This is a genomic window from Streptomyces bungoensis, assembly GCF_001514215.1.
Taxonomy (GTDB): Bacteria; Actinomycetota; Actinomycetes; order Streptomycetales; family Streptomycetaceae; genus Streptomyces; species Streptomyces bungoensis.
Genome location: NZ_KQ948863.1, coordinates 83,622 through 103,055, shown reverse-complemented (window position 1 = coordinate 103,055; position 19,434 = coordinate 83,622). Strand labels below are relative to the sequence as shown.

Annotated in this window: 23 protein-coding genes and 2 pseudogenes; 14 read left to right on the top strand and 11 right to left on the bottom strand. The window is 69.6% G+C overall.

From position 1 onward, the window contains the following. Window positions 1–50: 50 nt before the first annotated feature. A complete protein-coding gene (locus AQJ66_RS24125) occupies window positions 51–1,271 on the bottom strand; it encodes a metallophosphoesterase (RefSeq protein ID WP_061926170.1) in 1,221 nt (406 codons plus the stop codon). On the opposite strand from AQJ66_RS24125, the gene AQJ66_RS24120 reads away from it, so the two are divergent. The 3 genes from AQJ66_RS24120 to AQJ66_RS39735 all read left to right on the top strand — a co-directional run bounded on the left by AQJ66_RS24120 (window position 1,261) and on the right by AQJ66_RS39735 (window position 3,280). Next, window positions 1,261–1,806 (top strand): oleate hydratase, encoded by a 546-nt coding sequence (locus AQJ66_RS24120; protein ID WP_061926167.1) that lies wholly within the window; start codon window positions 1,261–1,263, stop codon window positions 1,804–1,806. The two genes, AQJ66_RS24125 and AQJ66_RS24120, sit on opposite strands and share 11 nt — an antisense overlap. 233 nt (window positions 1,807–2,039) lie before the next feature. Continuing rightward, entirely contained in the window at window positions 2,040–3,035 is a 996-nt protein-coding gene (ppk2, locus tag AQJ66_RS24115; RefSeq protein WP_061926164.1) for a polyphosphate kinase 2, read from the top strand. Beyond that, window positions 3,032–3,280: a hypothetical protein gene (locus AQJ66_RS39735; protein ID WP_061926163.1), complete on the top strand. Its 249-nt coding sequence runs from the start codon at window positions 3,032–3,034 to the stop codon at window positions 3,278–3,280. The genes ppk2 (AQJ66_RS24115) and AQJ66_RS39735 overlap by 4 nt, the downstream gene beginning before the upstream one ends. On the opposite strand, the gene AQJ66_RS24105 is transcribed toward AQJ66_RS39735, so the two are convergent. Beyond that, window positions 3,267–4,067, bottom strand: coding sequence for a crotonase/enoyl-CoA hydratase family protein (locus AQJ66_RS24105; RefSeq protein ID WP_061926160.1), 801 nt, complete (start codon window positions 4,065–4,067; stop codon window positions 3,267–3,269). The two genes, AQJ66_RS39735 and AQJ66_RS24105, sit on opposite strands and share 14 nt — an antisense overlap. Window positions 4,068–4,168: 101 nt before the next feature. On the opposite strand from AQJ66_RS24105, the gene AQJ66_RS24100 reads away from it, so the two are divergent. Beyond that, the gene (locus tag AQJ66_RS24100) at window positions 4,169–4,693 is read left to right on the top strand and encodes a winged helix-turn-helix transcriptional regulator (protein WP_061926157.1); all 525 of its coding nucleotides are present in this window, start codon (window positions 4,169–4,171) and stop codon (window positions 4,691–4,693) included. 272 nt (window positions 4,694–4,965) lie between these two features. Continuing rightward, window positions 4,966–6,864, top strand: coding sequence for a molecular chaperone HtpG (htpG, locus tag AQJ66_RS24095; RefSeq protein ID WP_061926155.1), 1,899 nt, complete (start codon window positions 4,966–4,968; stop codon window positions 6,862–6,864). A 264-nt stretch (window positions 6,865–7,128) separates the two neighbouring features. Here htpG and AQJ66_RS24090 read toward each other — a convergent pair whose 3' ends face one another. The 5 genes and pseudogenes from AQJ66_RS24090 to AQJ66_RS24070 all read right to left on the bottom strand — a co-directional run bounded on the left by AQJ66_RS24090 (window position 7,129) and on the right by AQJ66_RS24070 (window position 9,454). Next, on the bottom strand, window positions 7,129–7,497 hold the full coding sequence (locus AQJ66_RS24090; protein WP_061926152.1) for a VOC family protein: 369 nt from the start codon (window positions 7,495–7,497) through the stop codon (window positions 7,129–7,131). A gap of 209 nt (window positions 7,498–7,706) precedes the next feature. Next, entirely contained in the window at window positions 7,707–8,033 is a 327-nt protein-coding gene (locus tag AQJ66_RS24085) for a hypothetical protein (protein ID WP_061926150.1), read from the bottom strand. Continuing rightward, window positions 8,030–8,374 carry a hypothetical protein gene (locus tag AQJ66_RS24080; protein WP_159052609.1) on the bottom strand — a complete coding sequence of 115 codons (345 nt, stop codon included), beginning with the start codon at window positions 8,372–8,374 and terminating at the stop codon, window positions 8,030–8,032. The genes AQJ66_RS24085 and AQJ66_RS24080 overlap by 4 nt, the downstream gene beginning before the upstream one ends. Window positions 8,375–8,527: 153 nt before the next feature. Next, window positions 8,528–8,775: pseudogene (locus tag AQJ66_RS37550) on the bottom strand (phosphotransferase); the annotation flags it as partial. Between the two features lie 151 nt (window positions 8,776–8,926). Continuing rightward, a complete protein-coding gene (locus tag AQJ66_RS24070; protein WP_061926141.1) occupies window positions 8,927–9,454 on the bottom strand; it encodes a DUF6584 family protein in 528 nt (175 codons plus the stop codon). A gap of 101 nt (window positions 9,455–9,555) precedes the next feature. Between AQJ66_RS24070 and AQJ66_RS24065 the strand changes: the two genes are divergently transcribed. Both AQJ66_RS24065 and AQJ66_RS40870 read left to right on the top strand, forming a co-directional pair. Then, the gene (locus AQJ66_RS24065; protein WP_079060381.1) at window positions 9,556–10,101 is read left to right on the top strand and encodes a GNAT family N-acetyltransferase; all 546 of its coding nucleotides are present in this window, start codon (window positions 9,556–9,558) and stop codon (window positions 10,099–10,101) included. Window positions 10,102–10,248: 147 nt separating this feature from the next. Beyond that, window positions 10,249–10,362 (top strand): annotated as a pseudogene (locus AQJ66_RS40870) (transposase); the annotation flags it as partial. Window positions 10,363–10,452: 90 nt separating this feature from the next. On the opposite strand, the gene AQJ66_RS24060 reads toward AQJ66_RS40870, so the two are convergent. Continuing rightward, window positions 10,453–11,592 carry an FAD-dependent oxidoreductase gene (locus tag AQJ66_RS24060; RefSeq protein ID WP_061926138.1) on the bottom strand — a complete coding sequence of 380 codons (1,140 nt, stop codon included), beginning with the start codon at window positions 11,590–11,592 and terminating at the stop codon, window positions 10,453–10,455. Window positions 11,593–11,797: 205 nt separating this feature from the next. Further along, the gene (locus tag AQJ66_RS24055; protein ID WP_107119036.1) at window positions 11,798–12,493 is read right to left on the bottom strand and encodes a TetR/AcrR family transcriptional regulator; all 696 of its coding nucleotides are present in this window, start codon (window positions 12,491–12,493) and stop codon (window positions 11,798–11,800) included. A gap of 407 nt (window positions 12,494–12,900) precedes the next feature. Between AQJ66_RS24055 and AQJ66_RS24050 the strand changes: the two genes are divergently transcribed. The 6 genes from AQJ66_RS24050 (at window position 12,901) to AQJ66_RS24030 (ending at window position 16,522) form a co-directional block, all read left to right on the top strand. Further along, the gene (locus AQJ66_RS24050; RefSeq protein ID WP_061926132.1) at window positions 12,901–13,275 is read left to right on the top strand and encodes a roadblock/LC7 domain-containing protein; all 375 of its coding nucleotides are present in this window, start codon (window positions 12,901–12,903) and stop codon (window positions 13,273–13,275) included. Between the two features lie 191 nt (window positions 13,276–13,466). Further along, window positions 13,467–13,853 carry an ArsR/SmtB family transcription factor gene (locus AQJ66_RS24045; RefSeq protein WP_061926130.1) on the top strand — a complete coding sequence of 129 codons (387 nt, stop codon included), beginning with the start codon at window positions 13,467–13,469 and terminating at the stop codon, window positions 13,851–13,853. Between the two features lie 140 nt (window positions 13,854–13,993). Continuing rightward, window positions 13,994–14,605, top strand: coding sequence for an adenylate kinase family protein (locus AQJ66_RS40995; protein WP_159052608.1), 612 nt, complete (start codon window positions 13,994–13,996; stop codon window positions 14,603–14,605). Window positions 14,606–14,745: 140 nt separating this feature from the next. Beyond that, the gene (locus tag AQJ66_RS24040; RefSeq protein ID WP_061926127.1) at window positions 14,746–15,267 is read left to right on the top strand and encodes a hypothetical protein; all 522 of its coding nucleotides are present in this window, start codon (window positions 14,746–14,748) and stop codon (window positions 15,265–15,267) included. A 70-nt stretch (window positions 15,268–15,337) separates the two neighbouring features. Then, window positions 15,338–16,165 (top strand): maleylpyruvate isomerase family mycothiol-dependent enzyme, encoded by an 828-nt coding sequence (locus tag AQJ66_RS24035; protein ID WP_107119033.1) that lies wholly within the window; start codon window positions 15,338–15,340, stop codon window positions 16,163–16,165. 75 nt (window positions 16,166–16,240) lie between these two features. Continuing rightward, the gene (locus tag AQJ66_RS24030; RefSeq protein ID WP_061926121.1) at window positions 16,241–16,522 is read left to right on the top strand and encodes a DUF5808 domain-containing protein; all 282 of its coding nucleotides are present in this window, start codon (window positions 16,241–16,243) and stop codon (window positions 16,520–16,522) included. Here AQJ66_RS24030 and gap read toward each other — a convergent pair. After that, window positions 16,497–17,510 carry a type I glyceraldehyde-3-phosphate dehydrogenase gene (gene gap, locus AQJ66_RS24025; RefSeq protein WP_061926118.1) on the bottom strand — a complete coding sequence of 338 codons (1,014 nt, stop codon included), beginning with the start codon at window positions 17,508–17,510 and terminating at the stop codon, window positions 16,497–16,499. The genes AQJ66_RS24030 and gap overlap by 26 nt on opposite strands. A 94-nt stretch (window positions 17,511–17,604) precedes the next feature. Here gap and ppk2 (AQJ66_RS24020) point away from each other — a divergent pair, with 94 nt between their 5' ends. Continuing rightward, a complete protein-coding gene (gene ppk2, locus AQJ66_RS24020; protein WP_061926115.1) occupies window positions 17,605–18,408 on the top strand; it encodes a polyphosphate kinase 2 in 804 nt (267 codons plus the stop codon). Between the two features lie 14 nt (window positions 18,409–18,422). Here the strand turns inward: ppk2 (AQJ66_RS24020) and AQJ66_RS24015 are convergent, their stop codons facing one another. Next, entirely contained in the window at window positions 18,423–19,367 is a 945-nt protein-coding gene (locus AQJ66_RS24015; protein ID WP_061926360.1) for a universal stress protein, read from the bottom strand. Between the last annotated feature and the right edge of the window lie 67 nt (window positions 19,368–19,434).

Here is a 19,434-nt window from a genome sequence, read left to right as displayed (position 1 = left end):
CACCCCCTGCTCGTGGACAGCTCCAGGCGGATGTGCTGGACCGTCCCCTGCTACGGCGAGGTGGGCAGGTGCGGGGAGCGGAGCACGAGCAGGGTGATCTCGCTGGGGGCGAAGACGCGGAACGGCGGGCCCCAGAAGCCGGTGCCGCGGCTGGTGTAGAGGAGGGTGCGGGCGCCGTGCCGGCTGAGGCCGGCGAGGGCGGGCTGGTCGATGCGTACCAGGTGGTGGAAGGGCCAGATCTGTCCGCCGTGGGTGTGGCCGGAGAGTTGGAGGTCGATTCCGGCGGCTGCCGCCCGGTCGACGAACGTGGGCTGGTGTGCCAGGAGCAGGACGGGCAGGTCGGGGTCGGCGCCGCTCAAGGCTCCGGCGAGATGGGCGCGGTGGCCTGCCAGGCCCGAGGACTCGGCCGTGACGTCGTCCACGCCGGCGACCACGAGGGTGTCGCCTCCGCGTTCGAGCAGCAGATGGCGGTTGCGCAGCGGCTCCCAGCCCAGCTCGTCCATCAGGTCGACCCAGCCCTGGGCCTCGCTGTAGTACTCGTGGTTACCGGTGACGTAGACACGGGCCCGGGTGGCCCGCACCGTACCGAGTGGGGTGGCCTGGGCGCGGCGGCGTGCGGCCGTGCCGTCCGCGATGTCGCCGGTGTGGCAGACCAGGTCGGCGTCCAGGGTGTTCACCGTCTCGCACACCCGCGCCGACCAGCGGGCGCGATCAAGCGGGCCGTAGTGGGTGTCGGTGATGAGGACGACGCGGGTCCCGTCCAACCCGGCACCCAGTCGCGGGAGTTGCACGTCGAGTCGCCGCACGCGTGGCAGGCGGCGGGCCTCGGCGTACCCCCAGACGAGCAGTACGGCGGTCACGCCGACGACCGCCCAAGTGACGATGCGGGCGCGGTCCTGACTGTCCTCGACGCCGGCCACGACCAGGGCGACCCGCAACAGGACGCCGAGCAGGACGGACCAGGTGAACAGAACCCAGCTGACGCCCAGCAGGGTGTCACCGACGATCGCCGCCCGGTCCTGCTGGCGCGGGCCGTGGCCGCGCACCATCGCGAGCGGCATACATACGAGACCGAGGGCGAACAGGGCGGTGCCGACCAGCGTGACAGGCAGCGGCCAGTGCTGGCTGGTGTACAGGAGTACCCAGCAGGGCACGGCCCACAGCAGAACGGGCGCGATCAGGGGTATGCCGCGCATCACCCGGTGCAGTCGGCTCCGCCGCGGCGCTTGCGCTTTGCTGTCGACGGGTCGGGTGCTGCTCGTGTCGGTCACGCTTCCCCTCCCTGACCAGGCTGCCATCTCCGCGCACTGTATATGGTCGCCTCAGGTTGTTCCCCACGCCCCGCACTTCGACGGGCAGCCGGAGGACGTCTACACGCTGTGGGGCTACGGCCTGTTCGTCGACAACGAGGGGGACTTCGTCGGCAGGCCGATGGCCGAGTGCAGCGGCCGGGAGATCCTCACCGAACTCCTCGGCCACCTCGGCCTGACGGACATCGAGGAGGACGTCGCGGCGAGCACGACCGTGATCCCGGTGATGATGCCCTACATCACCAGCCAATTCGCCCCGCGCACCGTGCACGACCGACCGCTCGTCCATCCGCGTAAAGCGGCCAACTTCGCCTTTCTGGGCCAGTTCACCGAGATTCCAGAGGACGTCGTCTTCACCGTCGAATACTCCGTCCGCGGCGCGATGCACGCCCTCTACGGCCTCCTCGGCCTCGACGAGCACGAGATCCCCGGCATCTACCACGCTCTGGCCGACCCGAAGACCGCCTTCACCGTTCTCAAGGCCGCACTGGACTGACTCGTCCGGACCGGCCTCTTGCCACCCCTCGGTGGGCGTGGATCACGGCTTCTCCGGGCCGGGAAGCCGGGTCTGCGTCCCGCGGTCGTGCCCTGTACCCACCCCGCGGGGAGAAGAACGCACGCTGTGATCACGGGGCCGGCGGCCACTCCCCCGTACGTCTGCCGCGGTGTTGCGAGGGCAGGGGCAAGGGGACAGTGGTGGCGCGAGCGGTGAGGCGGTGAGGCGGCGTCGTGGCCGAGCAGGAACACGTGCCGGGAGCACAGGGTGGCCGGAGTCCGGGGCGCGGGGACGATCTGTTGCGCGGGCTTGCGGTGGACGATCGGCAACCGGAGCGTCCGGTGCTTCTGGACGGTGACGGTCGACCGATCGGGACCTGGCGGGAAAACCACCCGTACGACCACCGCATCGGGCGCCGTGAATACGAGAGGACCAAACGGATCCTGCAGATCGAACTGCTCAAACTGCAGCGTTGGGTGAAGGAGACGGGACAGCGGATCGCTGTGGTCTGCGAGGGACGGGACGCGGCCGGAAAGGGCGGCACCATCAAGCGGTTCACCGAGCGGCTGAACCCCCGCGGAGCCCGTGTGGTGGCGCTGGACAAGCCGACCGAGCGGGAGGCGAGGCAGTGGTACTTCCAGCGCTACGTGACTCATCTGCCTACCGGCGGCGAGATCGTCTTCTTCGACCGGTCCTGGTACAACCGAGCGGGAGTCGAGCGAGTCATGGGGTTCTGCACCGAGGAGGAGCACCGCCAGTTCCTCCGGCAGGCACCGCTGTTCGAGCAGCTCCTCACCGATGACGGCGTCCTGCTAGTGAAGTTGTGGTTCTCGGTGTCGCGTGCCGAACAGCGCACCCGGTTCGCGATACGGCAAGTCGATCCGGTACGGCGTTGGAAGCTGTCGCCCACCGATCTGGCCTCGCTCGAGCGCTGGGACGACTACACCGCGGCCAAGGTCGACATGTTCCGGGCGACCGACACCGCTCACGCGCCCTGGACAGTTGTGAAGAACAACGACAAGAGGCGGGGCCGACTGGAGGCGATACGCAGTGTTCTGGACCGCTTCGACTACCCGGCCAAGGATCAGGGAGCAGTGGGTGTGCCTGATCCGCTGATCGTCGGTGCGGCGGACACTCTGCTGGAGCCCGGCGAGGAACCCACCACGCTGTCGCCGACACCGCTGGCCGGACCAGGCGGCGGTCCCGGGAACCATCCCGGCCCGCGGTGACCGCCTGCCTTTACGCCGACCAGCGCGCACGGGAGAAGTCAGGATTCGGGTCGGCGCAGCGCGAACTCGGGGGTGTACAGGCCGACTTTGTCGGCCTCCTCGATGACCGGCCAGGGCGTCTCCTCGCGCTCGTCCTACTCGGCGACCACCGGGCGTACGTACTTCTCGGCAGAGAAGGGGCCTTCGTGGTCGTCACTGGAAACCTCCTGATGGGGGTGGCGGTGTGGCTGGTCAGCGGCCGGTGAAGACGGCGTCACGGCGCTCGATGAAGGACTGGATTCCCTCGGCGCCGTCGGCGGTCGCGAACAGCCGTGCGATGTCCGGGCGCAGCCGCTCGATCGCGGCGCTCTCGCCGTACTCGTGGGCCAGGTGGGCGGAGGCGAAGACGGTGCGCACCCCCAGGGGCGCGGCCTTCGAGGCGATGAGGGTGGCGATCTCGGTGGCGCGGACGATGGCGGCCGGCCCGTCCGCGGCGAGTTCCTGCACCAGGCCGATGCGGTGGGCTTCCGCGGCGTCGAACTCCTCGCCGGTCAGAATCCAGCGCATGGCGTTACCCCACCCGGCCTGCCGGGGGAAGCGGAAGGTGGCTCCGCCGAAGGGGTAGATGCCACGGCGGATCTCGTACTGGGCGAACCGCGTGTCCCTGGCGGCCACGCGGATGTCGGCGGCCAGGAGCAGCTCGATACCGAGCGTCATCACCCAGCCCTGCGCGGCCGCGACGACGGGCTTCGACCACGGTCCGTCCAGGCGCCAGGGGTCGCGCCCGCCCTCGGGACCGTCGAACTTCCCCGCAGCCAGCTCGGCGCCGACGTCGAGCATGTCCAGACCACCAGTGAAGTGGTCGCCGTGGGCGAACAGGACCCCGCACCACAGGTCGTCGTCGGACTCCAGCAGACCATAGGCGGCCGACAGCTCGCTGAGCATCTGCTTGGTGAAGGCGTTGCGCTTGGCGGGCCGGTTCAGGCCCATCAGCAGCACGTGGCCGTCCCGTTCAACGGTGACCGCCGGTGTGCTCGCAGGCGTAGAGCTCATCGCTCCCCCTCGTAAGTTGCATGATGAGACTCACGAGACGCTAGCCGGACCGGGACGCCGAGGACAAGTGAATCTCATGATGAAACTGATAAGGTCGCTGCATGAGACGGACCTCGTTCGACAGCTGGCCCTGCTCGATCGCCCGCACAGTGGACATCCTGGGCGACGGCTGGACCCTGCTGGTCCTGCGCGAGATCTTCTACGGCGAGTCACGTTTCGACGGCTTCACCGACTCACTCGGCATCGCGCGCAACACCCTCACCGACCGGCTTCGACGCCTGGAGAACGCGGGGCTCCTGCAGCGCCGCCCTTACCAGAGCGAGCCGCTCCGCCACGAGTACCTGCTGACGGACAAGGGCCGGGACTTCTTCGGCGTACTCGCCGCGATCAACGCATGGGGCGACCGGTGGCTGACCGACGGCACCGGCGTCCCCGTGGTCATGCACCACACCGCCTGCGACCACGACGCCCAGGCAGAAGTCGTCTGCTCCTCATGCGGTGAACCACTGCATCACCAAGACGTCGTGGTGCGGACCGGACCCGGCTACCCGGCCCGACTCCTGGACAGCCCGGACGTACGGGCACGCTTCGCTCCCGGGGTACACCCCCGACGAGAGAACACCTGAACTGCGCTCGGCAGTCGCCAGGGGCGATCGCGCCGATGCCGGTGGCATCGTGGCCAGTTCCCGGAAGCGATCCGCGCACTGGCCCTGGCCTGCCGACGTCCTCCAGCGGCGCCGGCCCGGGCCGGAAAGCGACCGTGACACCGTCCAACGCCACCCTGTTCCATTCCCATGGGGCAGCCGTTGCGGTGAACTGCCCGTTCCATTCGGCCGAATCGTTAAAGTGACTCCGATCAGATCCGGCGACCACGGGACCTGTGAGGTAAACGACCACCATGCCGACCGAAACGTTTGAGTTCCAGGTAGAGGCACGTCAGCTGCTGCGGCTGATGATCCACTCGGTCTACTCGAACAAGGATGTCTTCCTGCGCGAACTCGTCTCCAACGCCTCCGACGCGCTCGACAAACTGCGCCTGGCTGTGCTGCGCGGCGACACGCCCGGCGCCGAGAACTCCGACCCGCACATCGAGATCGAGGCCGACAGCGACGCCCGTACCCTCACCGTGCGGGACAACGGCATCGGGATGTCGTACGACGAAGTCGGGCGTCTGATCGGCACCATCGCCAACTCCGGCACCGCCGAACTCCTGCGGGAGCTGCGGGATGCGGAGGACGCGTCCGGCGCCGAGGGGCTCATCGGCCAGTTCGGCGTCGGCTTCTACTCGGGTTTCATGGTGGCCGACCGGATGACCCTGGTGACCCGCCGGGCCGGCGAGGAGCAGGGCACCCGGTGGAGCTCCGACGGCGAGGGCACGTACACCCTGGAGAGCGTCGACGACGCCCCGCAGGGGACCTCCGTCACCCTCCACCTGAAACCGGCCGACCCCGACAACCAGCTCCACGACTACACCTCGCCCTGGAAGATCAGGGAGATCGTCAAACGCTACTCCGACTTCATCACCTGGCCGATCCGGATGCCCGCGCAGCCGGGCGAGGACGGCTCCACGCCGGAGCCCGAGACGCTCAACTCGATGAAGGCCCTGTGGGCCCGGTCGCGCGAGGAGGTCTCCGACGACGAGTACCACGAGCTGTACAAGCACATCAGCCACGACTGGCGCCCCCCTCTGGAGACCGTCCGTTTCCAGGCCGAGGGGACTTTCGAGTACCAGGCCCTGCTGTTCCTGCCGGAGCACGCCCCGCACGACCTGTTCACCCAGGGGTACCAGCGCGGCCTGCAGCTCTACGTCAAGCGCGTCCTGATCATGGACGACTGCGAGGCGCTGCTGCCGCCCTACCTGCGGTTCGTCAAGGGCGTGGTCGACGCGCAGGACCTCTCGCTCAACGTCTCCCGCGAGATCCTGCAGCAGGACCGGCACATCCGCATGATCCAGCGGCGGCTGACGAAGAAGGTCCTGTCCGCGCTCAAGGACATGAAGACGGCCGACGCGGAGCGGTTCGCCGGCTTGTGGCGCGAGTTCGGGGCGGTGCTGAAGGAAGGACTGATCACCGACACCGAGAACCGCGACGCCATCCTCGCCGTGGCCACCTTCGCCAGCACCCGCGCCGACGACGAGCCGACCACGCTGGAACAGTACGTGGAGCGGATGAAGGACGGCCAGGACGACATCTTCTACCTGACCGGCGAGTCGCGGCAGAGCATCGAGAACTCCCCGCACATGGAGGCGTTCCGCGCCAGGGGCCTGGAGGTCCTGCTGCTGACCGACCCCGTGGACGAGGTGTGGGCCGACGCGGTCGGCGAGTTCGGGGGCAAGCGGCTTCGCTCGGTCGCCAAGGGCGAGTTCGACCCCGGTGCCGACGACGGCGGGGAGACGGGGAAGGAGCGGGAGAAGCGCGACGAGGAGTACGCTGACCTGCTGGGCTGGATGAAGGAGCAGTTGGCGGACGAGGTGAAGGACGTACGCCTGTCCTCGCGGCTCACGGTCTCTCCCGCCTGTGTCGTCTCCGACGCCCACGACCTCACGCCCGCGCTGGAGAGCATGTACCGCGCGATGGGCCAGGAGGTGCCGCCGGCGAAGCGCATCCTCGAACTCAACCCCGACCACGTGCTGGTCAAGCAGCTCAACGCCGCCTACAAGGAGCGCGAGGACCACACCGGACTGGTGGACACCGCCGAACTGCTCCACGGTCTGGCGGTGCTCGCCGAGGGCGGCCGGCCCAAGGAGCCCGGCCGGTTCGTGAAGCTGGTGGCAGACCGGCTGGAGCGCGCCCTCTAGGCAGCGACGCCGGCGCCGGGCAGGGGTACGGGCTGAGCTGCGGGGTGGCTCAGCCCGTCGTGCCCACCCGGGCGAGAGTTTTGAGAAGGCGGTTCGCCCTGGTCGACCCGGGAGCGCTCGTACTGTCCGCTACGGGCGCTCATGACCAGTGCGCCCGTAGCCCTCTGTGGACCCATATGACTCCGGTCAGGCACTTCAGTCTTATAGATCACTTGCAGGGGTGGGCCACTGGCCTGCGGGGTGAGGGTGCATTGCGAACAGTCGTCACTGAGCCGGGATCGGCTGGGTGAGGTTCACCGGGTTGCCGTCGGGGTCCTGGATATGGGCGACGCGCTGTCCCCACGGCATGTCGTTGGGGCCGCCGCGGACCGAGCCGCCCAGTGCCTTTACCCGGCCGAGCGTCTCATCGACGTCTTCGACACCGATGCTGAGCAAGATCCGCGGCGCCGCCCCGGTCCCCGGGTGCGCCTTGGCCACCAGCCCGAGGTCGGTGTCGCCGATGCGCAAGCCGACGTAGAAGACCGGGCCTTCCTCCGGCACCCGGAAGATCTCCTCGGCGCCGAACAGTTTCGTATAGAAGCCGAGCAGGACGTCGTGAGCGGCAGTCAAGATCACTGGCTGAATGGTGGACATGGCACTCCTGTCGAGAACGGTCCTGTCACTGGGTGGACCGTTCGAGGACGGTGAACTCATCGGCGAAACCGCCCTGCCAGACGATCTACACCACAGACTGCCGCCCACGACCAGCACGAGCACCCCGAAACAAGGTCACGCCCACCAGACCGACCAGCCACTTCAGGATGGCGGAACGTCCCTGATCGATGGCCGCAGCCATGGTGCGTTCAGGAAGGATGTCGCCGTTGACGATCCTGTAGCTGCCGACGGGCGGTCGACCAGACGTCCTCGAACTCATCCGCCGACAACGACTGCGGGTTGTGCCCCTCCCACTCGGAGATGGGCGGTTCCGCGGTGAGACCGTAGACGCACTCGTACTTGGCAGACCGGCCGTCCCTTCGGGCTTGTTGCCACTCGGCCAGCGAGGCCGCGGTCAGGGCCCTGCTTCCGGGCTCCTGCAACTCGACTTGCCGGATCACATACCCATCGGCGTCCAGCTCGAAGTAGAACCAGAGGGCTTCCTCGTCCCAGAAGCAGCGAATCCAGCGCGTCACCGGATCACCGCGTCGAAGGGCTCGTCGTGCCAGCGCCAGCCGGCGGTGCCGTCGTCGTGGATGTGCAGCATGAACTCGTTGACCGGGCCGCCGTCGGGAAACGTCAGAGTGAGCGCACCACGTATCCGGCTGTAGCAGGCATCGGCCCGAGCCCAGTCCTCCTCGTCGACAGCACGCTCTTGCTCACCCAAGAGGGTACAAAACTCCTCGAAAGCAGGAAGTGTCTCGACTTCGGCGTGAGCCCAAGGCATATCGGCGCCGGTCACGGTGAGCCGGGCGATCTCCTGGTCGCCGTGGCGGAGGCGCCAGATACTGCCGGTGGTGAGGTACGGGTTGGTCACGTCTCCCATGATGACCACCGACACTGACAGGCGGGCAGTGAGATCACCGCTCGATCGGGGCCACGGGCAGCACACGGCCGTGGAGCTTGGCATCCCCACCTCGCGTCGTGATCGGTGAACCCACACAGTTGGGCTGCCGCATGAGCCTCATCCAAGAGGGAGAACAATTTCAAGCGGCAGGCGCGGGGCCAGCACGGGGAGCCACCGCCGTCCTTGAGCTGGAGCTCCGGGGTGGGGTCCATGCGCTGCATGCGCACGGCCAAGTCGTCCCCGAGGCGCCACATCTGGTTGTCCCAGCCGCCCGCCACCTCGCGGATGGCCAGCCCGGCAAGGTCGGGATGTTGTTCCTGCAGCAGGTCCCGGACCAGCTGTGCCGTGATCTCGATCTCAGTGTCGGTCATGCGATGTCACGGTACTGAGGGGACAGGCGAAGCGGTTCTCGCTCCCCTGAACAGCGCGCTGTGCCCCAGAGTTCACGCGGGCATCCGCCATGGGGACGGTCTCACCGAACCGGACCGTCAGCGCCCTCCTCACCGGCTCTGGTGACCTGAGTCAGTCGAAGAGAGCAACGAGCCCTCTCACCCAGATCGCGAAGAACATGAGGGCCGCCACCAGACAGCCGAAGCCCGCCAGCACACCGCCGACCGTCCACGGCTCGGAGGGCGCCTCGCACTCCCCCTGCGAAGCGTCCCGGTAGGAGGCGGGGTCGTCCCAGTGGACAGGGCGCCCCAGCTCCTCGGCGCAGGCCGTCCGCACCGCGGCCAGCTGCCCCTGCGCGAAGGCGGTGGCGGCATTCGCCTCGGGGCCGTGCCAGGCGAGGGCCTTCATCCGCCACCCGGGAGACCCGTACCGCGCCTCGAAGGCGGCGGTCTCGTCGGCGTCGCGGTCCTCTTCGAGGTACATCCAGCGTCCGGCCTCGGCGGCGTCGCCATAGAGCCGGTACACCTCGGCCAGGCGGCGGCGGAGCGTCAGGTCGTGCGGGAAGGACGAGATGAGACCGCGCAGGCGCTGGCGCGCGGCGGGAACCCGGCCGGCGGCGAGGTCCGCATCGGCTCGGGCAAGGGTCTCTATCAGGGGCATGAACGCATGATCGGCTGCCGTACTGACCTACGTCGACCTGGTTTTGTCGCTCGCCCACCTCGCTGAGACGGCACGCCGCCACGGTGATCCAGAATGATGGGATGGTCAGGCTTGAGACTCCCCGTTTGATCCTGCGCCGCTGGCGCGAGGAAGACGTTGCACCCATGGCTGCCGTCAATGCCGACCCCGAGGTCATGCGGTGGATCCGTGACGGCAGCGTCCGTGATGCACAGCAGACTCGCGACGCGGTCCAGGCATGGGAGAGCGAGTGGGAGTCACAAGGCTTCGGCCTGTTCGCCGTGGAGATCCGGTCCACTGGCGAGCTGGCCGGGTTCACCGGCTTTTCGGTGCCCGACTACTTGCCGGAGGTACTGCCGGCGGTCGAGGTCGGATGGCGGCTGGGACGTTCCCACTGGGGGCAGGGCTTGGCCACCGAGGCCGCGGCGGCCGCTGTGCGGTTCGGGTTCGAAGAGCGAGGGCTGGAGCGGATCGTCAGCATCGCTCAAGTGGGCAACAACGCCTCCGAACGGATCATGACCAAACTGGGGATGCGTCTGGCCCGTGAGACGGTCCACCCCACCGGCGGTCGGCGAGTACGAGTGTTCGAGTTGTCGTCGGACCAGTACGTGACGACCACTCGACGCTAACGGCTACGAGGACGGCGGCCTCGTGGCGGACCGCGAGTTCGTCGCACCTGGCGTCCAGGGCACGATGCCCATCAGGGCGGAACCGCATGTCGTCGACCAACCGTCACCGGGCCCACATGGCGGGTCGTGACGGGATCGTGCCGAAGCTCCACCGGGGCGGCCTGGCGCGACCTGCCCGAGCGCTGCAACCCGTAGAAGACCTTCTACGAACGCTTCCGCCGCTGGTCGGCCGACGGAATCCGGGATCGCCTGCTCGCCCACGCCGTGTGGGCCCACCAGCATGCCCCCGTGCCCGAAAAAGGGAGATCTAAAGGAGCGCGTGGATGGTGTCGGTGGTGCTGTCCGCGGCGGTCACCCGGCTGCCGGGCCGGAAGTGAAGAACTCGATCATCCGTTCAAGCCCTTGGTCGCTGAACATCCTCTCCAGGCTGGCGGCGGACTCGGCGGCGGAGGCCTCGCTGCGGGGGAAGAGGGCCTTCTCGTAGGCGGTCAGCGCGGCCTCGGTGTCGCCGCGGTGGGCGGCGATCGCCTCGGCGAGTTCGGCGCCGTCGAGCATGGCCAGGTTGGCGCCCTCTCCGGCGAAGGGCGACATCACATGGGCGGCGTCTCCGAGGAGCGTCACGCCCGCGCCCCGCTCCCAGCGGTGTCCGACCGGCAGGGCGTGGATGCGGCGCGGGGTGATGGTGTCCGCGTCGGCGATCAGGGCCCGCAGGTCCTCGTGCCAGCCGTCGAAGCGGGTGAGGACGGCGGCCTTGGCGGCGGCGAGATCGGTGAAGTCGATGGTGTCGAGCCAGCCCTCCCCCGCCTTCAGCGCGGCGTAGACGTGGAGGCTGCCGTCGGTCTCGCGGTGCGCGAGGAAGCCGCATCGGTCACCCAGGCTGATGAAGAACCCGTCCCCGACGACGGCGGCGCTGCGCGGGTGACGGGCATCGGCGTCGTACAGGTCCGTCTCGGCGAAGGAGATGCCGGTGTAGGCGGGCGTTGCGTCCGAGAGCAGCGGCCTCACGCGGGACCAGGCCCCGTCGGCGCCGATCAGCAGGTCGGTGGTGATGGCGGACCCGTCGGCGAAGGTCACCTCGTGACGGCCGTCGCCCAGCGCCTGAACGCCGGTGGCCTTCCTGCCCCAGCGGACCGTGCCCTCGGGCAGCGAGTCCAGCAGCAGGTCACGCAGGTCTGCACGGTCCACCTCCGGGCGGCCGCCGGTGCCGTCGTCCGTCTCCGAGACGTGGACGGTGGCGTCCGGGCCGACCAGGCGCATCGCCTGACCGCCCTCGTGAACGATCTTCAGGAAGCCGTCGTGGAGGCCGGCGGCATGCAGTGCCTTCTGACCGCTGTCCTCGTGGATGTCGAGCATGCCGCCCTGGGTGCGGGCCCCGGCGGAGGCCTCCAGCTCGAAGAGGGCGGCCTGGATGCCGTTGACGTGCAGGACGCGGGCGGCGGTGAGGCCGCCGAGCCCTCCGCCGATGATCGCGATGGGGTGATGGGTGCTCATGGGGCCTCCGGATGACTGAGCCAGGGCGCACCTCAGTGCGCAGCCCGGGAAGAGGTGCGGAGCCGGCAGCGCCCGTCTCCCCGGCAGGGCGGCGGACGGCTCGGGCGTGAGGCGACCCGGCCGGACACCTCCACCGTAACGAACATGTTCGTTCCGAACAAGTTCGTCGTGAGGTGCGTCGATCCACGAGGCGGGCGAGGCGGCCTCAGCCCTTGGCGCCGGGGACGGGTGTGTGCGTGATGCCGTTGACCAGAACGTCGAAACTCCAGCCCATCCGGTCGCCGGGCGAGCCGCTGACCAGGGCGGGCATGTGCGCCTTGATGGCCGGATGGGTGGCCGCGTCCACGGACTGCAGGGCCCGGCCGGTGGCGTTCCAGTCGTCTGCGGCCATGGGGTCGTGTTCCTGCGTCGACTGCTCGGCGGCCGTGGCCGTGGCGTCCTGGAGCAGCTTGTCCACGCCCCAGGCCACCTGCTCGCGGGCCGCTCCGCTGCGGGAGAGCAGATCCAGGACGCGCTCCACCAGCCGCAGGTAGTGCTCGCCGCTGGGGCGCGCCACGAGCGCCGACCGGGCCAGCTGCGGGTGCTCGAACAGCACGGCGGTGTAGGAGGCCAGTACGGCACGCAACTGCTCGCGCCAGCCCTCCCCGGCGCTCCCGCCGGTCAGGTCGACCTCGCCCAGAAGAGCGTCCAGCACCGCAGCGTGCAGTTCGGCGGTGCTGGCCACGTAGACGTACAGCGACGCCGGACCGGTGTCCAGCTCCTTGGCCAGGCGGCGCATGGTGACCTTCTCCAGCCCCTCGGCCCGCATGACCCGCACGGCGGTGTCCACGATCCACTGCCGGGAAAGAGCGGGCTTGGCCGGACGCTCCCGACGGCTGATCGGCTCTCTTCTCACAGTCACGCTGTGATCGTAACGAACGCGTTTCACGGAGAGCTCGGTGTGCCGTGGCCCCATGAGCCGGCTACTGCGCCCCGAACACCGCCTCTCCTGGCCCCGCCGCCCAGCACAAACCTGAAGGCGGACGGCCTTGCCCAGGAGCCGGTCGTGCCCCAAGGGGGGAACTCCATAGCGCTTACGTTTTGCTGCCTCGGCCGTCGATGCGGCTCTTGTCGGCGTTTTCTTCAGTGCACCGGCCGCTTCGACGGGGCCTGTAAATCCGATCACCGGAGTAGCACACCGAGGTCCTTTTCGATCATCTTGGGTCGTTCTCGAGCAGGCTTCTCTCGCCGCGGGGTGGTGTGGATACGGTGCGATCACGGGCGGTTCCCAGCGGAGCGAGCCGCGCGACTACCAAGGGGAGGGCGCCGATGGCGACTGTGGAAGTGGCACTGAAGGAAATGATGGCCGGGATCGAGGGAGCGCTGGGGGCGGCTGTCGTCGACTACACCAGCGGCATGGCCCTCGGCACCCTGGGCGGGGGCAAGGACCTGGACCTGACCGTGGCCGCGGCCGGCAACACGGACGTGATCCGCGCCAAGGTGCGCACCATGGAGCTTCTCGGGCTCAAGAGCCAGATCGAGGACATCCTGATCACGCTGGGAGGGCAGTACCACCTCATCCGGCTGGTCACCGGCCGGAACGGAAACGGCCTGTTCCTCTACCTCGTCATGGACAAGGAGCGGTCGAACCTGGCCATGGCCCGCCACCAACTCAAGCGGATCGAAGAACAACTCGAGGTCTAGGCCCTCCGGAACGGGCTGACGCATGCCCATGAATTGAAGACTTCTTCAAGCCATCACATGGAGAGGATGACAATTCATGAACGTGAGCCGCCCGGGCCGAGAAAGATGGACAGGCAAGACTCATGGCGCGACTGCGTCCGCGTGACGCCGCCGCGCCATGAGAGGCCACCTCGACAGGCAGGAAGTGCGTTATGCAGGTCCCCCTCTACCAAGCCAAGGCAGAGTTCTTCCGCATGCTTGGCCACCCCACGCGTATCAGGGTCCTGGAACTCCTGCAGCACGGCCCCGTCCCCGTGCGGGACTTGCTTGCCGACATCGAGATCGAGCCCTCCAGCCTCTCGCAACAGCTCGCCGTGCTGCGCCGCGCGGGCATCGTCGTGTCCACACGAGAGGGCTCCACCGTCACTTACGCACTCGCCGGTGGCGACGTGGCCGAACTCCTGCGCGCGGCTCGCCGTATCCTGACCGAGCTTCTGGCCGGACGGAACCAGCTCCTGGCCGAACTGCAGCAGGGCGACGCCTCCCCGCCACGAGCAACAGCAGCGAACAAGGCGTCCGTTGAGACCGGCACGCGCTGAAGGGACCACACCTACTCCCGCAGTCGTCGGAGCGCGGCGGCTGAGATGCCGCTGAGCTCCTTCGTGAGGCCGGTCTGCGTGCGCACGGTCTCCGCGGCCCTCCGTGACGTCGTTCACCGCCGTGTCGAAGCCGGCGCCTGTTGTGTGGGACGGTCCTCCCCACGCGCCGCCGCGCGGCGCATGCCCCTTCTCCGCCTGCCCGGCGGGGGACATCCCCTGCCTACACTCACCGGCTCACTGCGCCGTCCGCGCGGGACGGTCGTAGTCGGGGCCGCGGTGGGCGTGCTGCTGGCGTTGTCTGCGCGCTCCCTGCAGATCAACGTGGTGGTCGGCCGGCCCTTCGGCATCTCCGCGGCCGCGCAGGCCGCAGCCCTCGATATCGCCCTGGCTGCCCACGGGCGGCGGCCCGCCGCGGTTCTGCACCTGAACGTCCCCGACCGGATGCTGCTGCGCCGCCTGACCGGACGACGTACCTGCGGCGGCTGCGGGACAGCTACCACCTGGACACCAGGAAGCCGCCTACGCCAGGTCGCTGCGACAGCTGCGGGCAGCGCCTCGTCCAGCGCGCCGACGACACGGAGGAGACCGCACGCACGCGCCTGGCGGTCGACACACCGCAGACGCGGCCGCCGCTCCCGCGCTACCGCCTGGCCGGCGTGGTCCACGTGGTCGACGGCTGCGGAGACGCCGGCGACTTCACCCGACGGCTGCTGGCCGCTCTGCCTACGCACGTGGGCTCCTCGGCTTGCTGAGCCCGGGCCGGCCGCGACGAGGGCGTCGCGGCCAGGGGGCCGGTAACGAGGTCCGGGTGTCGCACTTTCGTGGGTCTGGGCGGGCGGATACGTCTTCGGTGGGTGAAGCTGAAGGCGTGAGTATCAGGAGCGAACGTCCGGTGAGTGCCGAGCAGATCCACGCGGCGCTGGCCGCTCTTGCGGCTGAACCGGCGGCAGACCCGGAGAAGCGGCCCGAGGGACCGCAGGGTGAAGACCGCCTGCACCTGCTGGGCAGTCTGCTGGCGAAAACGGAGCTTGAGATCACCGCCGCCACCCGTCTGACCGAGGACGGGGAGATCGAGGACGTCCTCGAGACGCTGCTCGGCTGGGGGGAACAGGTGGGAGCGGATCCTGGTCTCGCCCTCAACGTCCTGACGAACCGGCTGCAGCGCACCGCGCTGCAGGTCTCCGAATCCGATGCGGAAGAAGTACCCCCGGGACGGGAGGCCGCCTTCGCCGCCGCCATGACGGCGGTGTACGCGCTGAGCGCCCAGCTGCACGCGGAGCGCGGTGACACGGAGGGAGCCCGAGGCGCGCTGAGCGGAGCGGAAGAGGCCCTCATCGACATCCTGCAAGGCATGCATGAGCTCCGCGTCGCCATCGGCGACGCGCCCGGTTCCGACAACGAGACCGACGGTTGACCGCACCCGAGGCCGACTTGCCTTCGAGTTCACTCCAGCCGCCACACTGATCGTCACCGAGATCCGTACCGTGACAGAACGGCGACAGCAGATGGCGACGACGAGCAACGCGGGGCATCCCCTGCCGTACCAGACCTACCGTGAGGCGATCGAGCGGGAGACCCGCCGGTTCGCCGACGCGGTGCGCGGCACCGACCCCGCGGGTGCCGTGCCCTCCTGCCCCGACTGGACACTGGCCGAGCTCGCCCGGCACGTGGGCTCGCTGCAGCGCTGGTTCTGCACCCTGCTGTCCCGGCGCGTGCAGGAGTTTCCCCGCAGCCGGGACGTGGAGCTGGGGCTGCCCGACGACCCGCGGGACTACCCCGACTGGGTGGCGGCGGGGGTGCCCGACGTGGCGGCCGTGCTGCGGGACACGGATCCCGACGCGCCGATGTGGACATGGGGCGAGGACCCGCGTGCGCGGTTCTGGGCGCGCCGGATGCTGTTCGAGACGCTGGTGCACCGGGTGGACGCGGAGCGTGCCGTCGGCCGGGAGCCGGACGTCGACCCGGTGCTGGCGGCGGACGGAGTGGACGAGTTCCTGGTGAACCTGCCGCACGCGGGGCTTTTCGCACCCGGGGTGACGAAGCTGCGCGGCGACGGCGAGACGATCGCGTTCCGGTGCACGGGTGCCGACGGCGCCGCCGGTGAGGAATGGCGGGTGCGGCTGGAGCCGGCCGGCTTCCGGCTGCTGACCGGCGGGGTTGCCGAGTCCGGGCCGGACACGGCGGCGGTGCGGGGGCCGGCGGCGGATCTTCTGCTGCTGCTCTACGGCCGGCGGTCGTTCCAGGAGCCGGTCTTCGACGTCTCGGGGGACGCCACGGTCCTCGACCGCTGGTTCGACCACACGGCCTTCTGATCCGGTATGGGCCGGCGGTCTCGAAGCTCCCGCACCGTCGTGGACTCGGGCCCGGGCTCCGCGTACCGTCCAGTCATGAACAGGCGACTGCGGAAGAACCTGGCACTCATCGCCGTCGGCGTCGTCGCGGCCGCCGTGGCGAAGGAGCTGCGCAAGCCGTCGGAGGCTCGCACGTGGACGGGGACCGTCCTGGGAGTCCCGTACGACTTCCGGCTCCCGACCCCGGAGAAGATCGTCCGCGAGTACTGGGATCCGGACAGCGACGCCCTTCTCACCCCGCACGCCTTCGGCGTCGGCTACGGGGTCAACCTGGCCCGTGTGGTCCGGGAGCTCAGTCGTCGGCGACCAGGGCGGTGAGGTCGAGGAGCCTGTTCGTGTAACCCCATTCGTTGTCGTACCAGCCGAACACCTTGGCGAGGGTGCCACCGGTCTGGGTGAGCGCGGCGTCGAAGACGCAGGAGGCAGGGTCGCCGATGACGTCGCGGGAGACGATGGGGGCCGTCGAAACGCGCAGTATGCCGTTCAGCGGTCCCTCGGCGGCCGCGGCGAAGGCGGCGTTGATCTCGTCCGCCGTGGTCTCGCGGTTCAGCACCACCGTCAGGTCGGTCAGCGAACCGTCCTCCACGGGCACCCGGACGGCGGTCCCGTCCAGCGCGCCGGCCAGTTCCGGCAGCACGAGGCCGACGGCGCGGGCGGCCCCCGTGCTGGTCGGGATGATGCTCAGCGCCGCGGAGCGGGCTCGGCGCAGGTCCTTGTGGGGGCCGTCCAGCAGGGACTGGTCGTTGGTGTAGCCGTGGACCGTGGTCAGCAGACCGCGGTCGACGCCGAAGGCGTCGTCGAGCACCTTGACCATCGGGGCCAGGCAGTTGGTGGTGCAGGAGGCGGCCGAGACGATCCGGTCGCGGTGCCGGTCGTAGGTGTCGTCGTTGACGCCCATCACGATGGTGGCGTCCACGTCCTTGCCGGGTGCCGAGAGCAGCACCGTGTGGGCGCCCGCCTTCAGGTGGAGGGCCGCGGAGTCGCGGTCGCGGAAGCGGCCGGTGGACTCGATGACGATGTCGACCCCGTGGTCGGACCAGTGCAGGGCCTCCGGGTCGCGTTCGGCGGTGACGGCGATGCGCCGGCCGTCGACGCTGATCGAGCTGTCGTCGTGCGTGACCTCGCGTCCGATGTGCCCGAACGTCGAGTCGTACTCCAGGAGGTGGGCGAGGGTGGCGGGCGGCGCGATGTCGTTGACCGCGACGACCTGGACGTCCTGCGTACCCGCCTCCGCGCGGTCCAGGGCCGCGCGGAGGTAGGTGCGGCCGATGCGTCCGAAGCCGTTGATGCCGACGCGTACGGTCATAGTGGTGAGCTCCTCGGGATCGGAAAGTACGGTGGTGTCCTGGTGCCCGGGCGGGGCCTCAGTGACGTGCGAGTCGTCGGGTGAGGGAGGCGGCATGGCCGGCAAGAGGGCGACGAAGCTGCCGCGCGCGGTGTACGAGCAGGAACTGGAGCGTCTGCAGACCGAGTTGGTGAGGCTGCAGGAGTGGGTGCGGGCGGAGGGCGCCCGGCTGGTCGTGGTCTTCGAGGGGCGGGACGCGGCGGGCAAGGGCGGCACGATCAAGCGGGTCGCCGAGCACCTGAACCCGCGGGTGGCGCGGATCGCGGCCTTGCCCAAGCCGACCGAGCGGGAGCGCACGCAGTGGTACTTCCAGCGGTACGTGGAGCATCTGCCGGCCGCCGGGGAGATCGTGCTGTTCGACCGGTCCTGGTACAACCGGGCCGGGGTCGAGCACGTGATGGGATTCTGCACGCAGGAGGAGCACCGGCTCTTCCTGCGGCAGTGCCCGATCTTCGAGCGGATGCTGGTGGAGGACGGGATCCTGCTGCGCAAGTACTGGTTCTCGGTGAGTGACACCGAGCAGCAGGAGCGGTTCCGGCGCCGCCTCGAGGATCCGCTGCGGCGGTGGAAGCTGTCGGCGATGGACCTCGAGTCGATCACCCGCTGGGAGGCGTACTCGCGGGCCAAGGACGAGATGCTGGTGCACACCGACATCGGCGAGGCCCCGTGGTACGTCGTCGAGAGCGACGACAAGAGGCGCGCACGGTTGAACATGATCGCCCATCTGCTGGGCTCGGTCCCCTACCGGGACGTGCCGCCGGCGGTTCTGGAACTGCCGCCTCGGCCGCCGTCGACCGGCTACGAGCGCCCGCCCCGGGATCTGCAGACGTACGTCCCCGATCACGCGGCGGGTCTCTGAGCCGGTCATGGTCGTCACGCGTGTGCGACGACGGCGACGGGTGCGACGGCGTGGTGCAGCACGGCCTGGGTGACGATGCCGAGGTGGGCGCCGACCGCGGAGCGGCGGATCCGCCGGCCGACGACGACCAGGGATGCCTCGTGGGAGGCGTCGATGAGGAGGAGCGAGGGGCTGCCGTAGTGCGACAGTTCGACGACCTTGACGCCGGGGTGCTTCTCCCGCCAGGGGCGCAGCACCTCGCTCAGGACGACGACGTCGCCCTTCGCCATCTCCCGCTCGACCGCGGGCTCCAGGGCCATGCCGTAGGCGTAGTAGGGCGGCGGGTTCCAGGCGTGCACGACGTGCAGGGGCACGTTCCGGCGGGCGGCGGCGTCGAAGGCGAACTCGAGCAGTGCCTCGTCGGGGCGGGCGATGTCGAGCCCGAGGACGACGGGACCGGCCGCCGTGCCCGCGGAGGGGGTGCCCGCCCCGTCCGTCTCCTTCTCGTCCGCCGCCTGTTCGCCGGCGCGGACCAGGACGACGGGTCGCTCGGTGTGCGCCACGACCGCGTGGCCGACGGAGCCGACCAGGAAGCCGCCGAGGCCGCTCAGACCGCGCGAGCCGAGGACCAGCAGTTCGGCGTCCTCGGCGGCCTCGATCAGGGTTTCGGCCGGCGATCCGGTGAGCCGCTCGGTGGTCACCTCGACGCCGGGGTGGCGCAGTCGCAGGCCTTCGGCGGCCTCGTGGGGGATCCTCCCCCAGCCTTCGGCCCGGGGCACGTCCGTCTCGCCTCGGCCGGTCCAGCGCTGATGGGTTTCGGAGCCCAGCAGCGGAGCCTGGGCCATGGGCTCGGGTATCGGCTCCCAGACCTGGACGAGCTTCACCGGCAGTCCGCGCAGTTCGGCCTCGCGGGCCGCCCAGTCGGCGGCGGCGCGGCTCTCGGGCGAGCCGTCGAGACCCACGATGATGGTGCGGGGCATGTTCTCCACCTCCTGAGTCAGGCCCTTCGGGGCCTGACTCCAGCGTCGTGTCGGGGGGTGCGCGGGG